Source organism: Macrococcus equipercicus (genome assembly GCF_004359525.2).
Classification (GTDB): Bacteria; Bacillota; Bacilli; order Staphylococcales; family Staphylococcaceae; genus Macrococcus; species Macrococcus equipercicus.
The window spans coordinates 1-3,760 of the sequence record NZ_SCWC02000019.1; the positions used below are offsets into that span (position 1 = coordinate 1).

General features: G+C 33.4%; 6 protein-coding genes. All 6 read left to right on the forward strand.

What is annotated here, in order from left to right:
* Nucleotides 1-272, forward strand: a 272-nt coding sequence (locus tag ERX35_RS11515) for a hypothetical protein (protein WP_211360032.1), incomplete at its 5' end; no start/stop codon positions are given.
* A gap of 21 nt (nt 273-293) precedes the next feature.
* A complete protein-coding gene (locus ERX35_RS11170; protein ID WP_149459965.1) occupies nt 294-593 on the forward strand; it encodes a hypothetical protein in 300 nt (99 codons plus the stop codon).
* Nucleotides 594-652: 59 nt separating this feature from the next.
* Entirely contained in the window at nt 653-2,029 is a 1,377-nt protein-coding gene (locus ERX35_RS11175) for a hypothetical protein (RefSeq protein WP_149459966.1), read from the forward strand.
* Nucleotides 2,030-2,411: 382 nt separating this feature from the next.
* On the forward strand, nt 2,412-3,185 hold the full coding sequence (locus ERX35_RS11180; protein ID WP_170234626.1) for a rolling circle replication-associated protein: 774 nt from the start codon (nt 2,412-2,414) through the stop codon (nt 3,183-3,185).
* Between the two features lie 10 nt (nt 3,186-3,195).
* Nucleotides 3,196-3,369 carry a hypothetical protein gene (locus ERX35_RS11520; RefSeq protein WP_170234627.1) on the forward strand — a complete coding sequence of 58 codons (174 nt, stop codon included), beginning with the start codon at nt 3,196-3,198 and terminating at the stop codon, nt 3,367-3,369.
* A gap of 134 nt (nt 3,370-3,503) precedes the next feature.
* The coding region (locus ERX35_RS11185) for a hypothetical protein (protein WP_211360034.1) at nt 3,504-3,760 on the forward strand (257 nt) is incomplete at its 3' end.

The window sequence follows — 3,760 nt, forward strand, 5'->3', positions numbered from 1 at the left end:
AGGATGGCGAAGAAATTCCTTACGCTAGTCTTAAAGTAGTTGATTTAGAGGAACTGGAAAAACTTCAATCAGTAGGTCTAGAAGAAAATGCGAATGAAGTTAAAGTGAAGTTAAAGGGATACGGTGGCGAACAGTTAGAAAGTCTCTTAGGAGCTAATGTACTAACGACAAATTTGGATTTGCAATTCAATGAGAAAAATACAAAGTATGGCAGCATTATTGAGGGGTTAATCTTCTCAGCTGAAATTAGTTCATTGCAATTTCAAAAATAAAAATACAAGGAGAGATTTAAAATGGAAATTAATGAATTTTTGACAAGAACTACTCGTGGAGATAGGAGTTACATTGCTAAAAAAGTTGTTTTGTGGAAGTTGGAACGCTCACGAAATGAAGCTTTAATTGCAGATGTTAAGAAGATATTGAAAGTTTTAGTATCAGTAAATGCTACTTATGATTTTGCGGATAAAATGGCATCATTTTTCGAATATGCTTCAACTCATGTACATCATAAAACCCAAAGAACGATGATAGATTATTTGCTTAATGGCGAAAAAATTTATTTTAAATCGTTTGTTGAAAAAACAAATAAATAAATCAATTAAAGACTTTCGAGTAATCTCGGAAGTCTTTCTTAAAAATGGGAGGAAAATAAATGGATCAGCTCAAAGAAAAAATCTTGAGAAGTTTCAAGAAACAGAATCAGTTGGGGAAAATTTATCGTGTTTCTGTTAAATCAATAGTGAGTGAAAAAAGAACGTTGAGCCTAAAAGCTAAATTTAATATTTTTCTAATATTAGTTGTGTGTGCTGCGGGTCTGATTGCATTATCAATGAATTATTCATTATTTTTATCTTGGGTGCTGATATTTTTATTCTTAGGATTGTTCATCAGATTTATTTATAAAAGCATGAAAAATAGATTTGGCAATCCGATAACAGGTAGACCGATAGAAGTAGAAATCAGAAGTTTTATTTTAAGAAATAATCTTTATGAATTATCGAACGGATATTTGCTCGATGAAATAGATATTTCATACGAAGAAAACCAAGATGATGTACAAGTATTTATTTTGAAAAATGGTGGAAGTAAATTTGATAAGGTTGCTGAAGATTGTGGGAACTATTTAGAAAGTGCTTTAGGCTTACAACTACACTCAAAAAATATTACTTTGGAGGGTGTGCGATATACATTTTTAAAATATAAGATTGAGCGAAAAGAAGTTAGTCATATGGCACTCGAAGAAATCGACAAGAAAATAGATATTTATGGCGATATTAAATTAAATCTTGATAGAAATTACTCCATGATTATCAATGGTGTGTCGGGGTCGGGCAAATCATATTTTCTTTATTACCTTATCACTGAATTTGCACGTAGAAGATTTGCAAATAATGATGAGGGCATGGAATACAGCAAACTTTTTATAATCGATCCGAAAATGAGTGACCTCTATAAGCTGGGGCAATCTCTCCCCGAAAATCATGTAGGCACAACATTAGAAGAAGCGTTTGACATGGTCGAAGAATTTACAAGAATTATGGAACAGCGAAAACAAATTTATTCAAAATCTACTGGATATGATATGACAATGTTAAGCCTGGGTTATCCTCCAATGTTGTTGGTCATTGATGAATATTCCTCGTTAATTGCTTTGATGGATAAGAAAGAAAAAGAGCGATTTGAAAAGGCAATCGGGAACATAGCGAGATTAGGGAGACAGTTGAGCATGGGCATTTGGATATGTCTACAACAGGCATCAAGTGAATTTATTTCAACTGGCATACGTGAGCAACTCGTCAATAAATGCTATATGGGTGCGAATATCAGCCAAGAAAGTGCGAAAATGACATTTAACAGAAGTGTAGGAGATTTACCAGTTGTAACAGAGGTCGGAGAGGGAATTATTTCGATTGATGGGAAAGAGCCAGTATTATTTCAAGCACCAAAATTTAATAGACCTGTACAAGATGTTATACAGCCTATTTTAAAGCACGTAGGGGAACAATACAGGTTAGACATAAAGGAATAAAAAAGAGGCCTGCAAGCCCCTCTGAGAGCCTTTGAAAGAAGTTTGAACGCAGACCGAAGCGAAGCGAAAGGGAAAGCGTTCAAACTTCTTGAAATGGCAACGGCGAGTGGTTTTCTCGCCGAAATAAAAAAACAGCACTTCCTATGCTATAATTTTAATTGTCTAGATTAAAAGTGAAAGGAGAGTGCTATCGCTATGTGATTTTACAGCTTAATTCTAATTTAATTTTGTTGAATATACAAGCCATAAAATCAAGCAGCGAAATTCTGTAAAAAGGGCAAACGATAAATTTTTGCGTTGTCCGTCTACTTGACATACGGACAACTTAACACCGAATTTTAAAAAAAACGGACGTTTGTAACAGAAAAGCAAAGTGATGGATATGGAAAAATTACCTCACAAATCATTTAGTTTTATAAAATCGAAAGTAAAAACATACCCTGATGGTAGTAAAAAAATAACAGTTTTCAAAGAACCATTAGTTATAGTTTATGGTACAGAGAACGCTGGGGCGTCATCAAATGATTTAAATCTTGATTTAGATAAATTTAGCGAAGATTATTTGAATGAGTTAGAACGTATAAAAATGAAGCGTATAAGAGAAGTTAAGAACAAGATAAAGGATTATATTTTATCAAATGAATTCACACACTTTTGGAACATAACGCAAGATGAAAAAGTTGTTGGCGATCGTTTAGATGACGAAATCGCATTAAAGAATTTAAAAAGGTTTCTTCAAACGACTAGAGAACGGGCAAAATTGAAAGGAATTACATTTGGCTATGTTTTTGTACCGGAAAGACACAAGAACGGAGCGTTGCATTTTCATGGCTTTACGTTTGGTTATCCTTATGAGTTTGTCGATAGTGGTCATACATGGAAAGGCAAGCCAGTTTATAACTGTAAGCAGTGGAAAAAAGGCTTTACAAATGTAACAGAGATACAGGACAAAATTAAGGCATCAAATTATATTACAAAGTATTTAACTAAAGAAATGTTGAGTCAAGATTTAGGTAAGGGCAAAAAGAAATACTGGTGTTCTAAAGGCTTGAAACTTCCTGAAATAGAATATCTTGAAAATAATGTTTGTGAGGGAATGAAAGCTGATTGGACTTCACCAGATGGAAATATAATGATTTACAATATAAAAAATTAGGAGAAAAATCATGGCAAATAGTGGATATAGAATACAAGGACGAGTAACGGAAGAACAATATGAATTTTATAAGGACATAAAAAAACAGTATATAATGCAGACGGGAGAAGCAATTTTAGATGGGCAATTTATTATACGAATGCTAGAAGAATGGGAAAATAGTCAAAAAAACAAGAAGAAATAAAAAGAGTGAGAAATCACTCTTTTTTTGTTGCAATTTTTAGGAGTATGTTATACAATTACTCCACTGGAACAGATGGAGTCAGTTACACCAAAGGAGACATCGGAGACAGAATAAAGAGAGATGGAGGAGCAAAAATGAAAAATATTGCAATGAATAAAGTGAACAAAGATGTGTTGTTAGAAATGTTACAGGGCGAAAATTTACAGGTTGTAATCCCGTCAGTAGTTAAAGTGGTTGATTATCAAACTGGCTATTTTACAAATAAGGATGGCGAAGAAATTCCTTACGCTAGTCTTAAAGTAGTTGATTTAGAGGAACTGGAAAAACTTCAATCAGTAGGTCTAGAAGAAAATGCGAATGAAGTTAAAGTGAAGTTAAAGGGATACGGTGG

Coding starts and splice junctions, on each gene's coding strand:
- ERX35_RS11175 (WP_149459966.1), top strand. CDS start 653: ATGGATCAGCTCAAAGAAAAAATCTTGAGAAGTTTCAAGAAACAGAAT.
- ERX35_RS11170 (WP_149459965.1), top strand. CDS start 294: ATGGAAATTAATGAATTTTTGACAAGAACTACTCGTGGAGATAGGAGT.
- ERX35_RS11520 (WP_170234627.1), top strand. CDS start 3,196: ATGGCAAATAGTGGATATAGAATACAAGGACGAGTAACGGAAGAACAA.
- ERX35_RS11180 (WP_170234626.1), top strand. CDS start 2,412: ATGGAAAAATTACCTCACAAATCATTTAGTTTTATAAAATCGAAAGTA.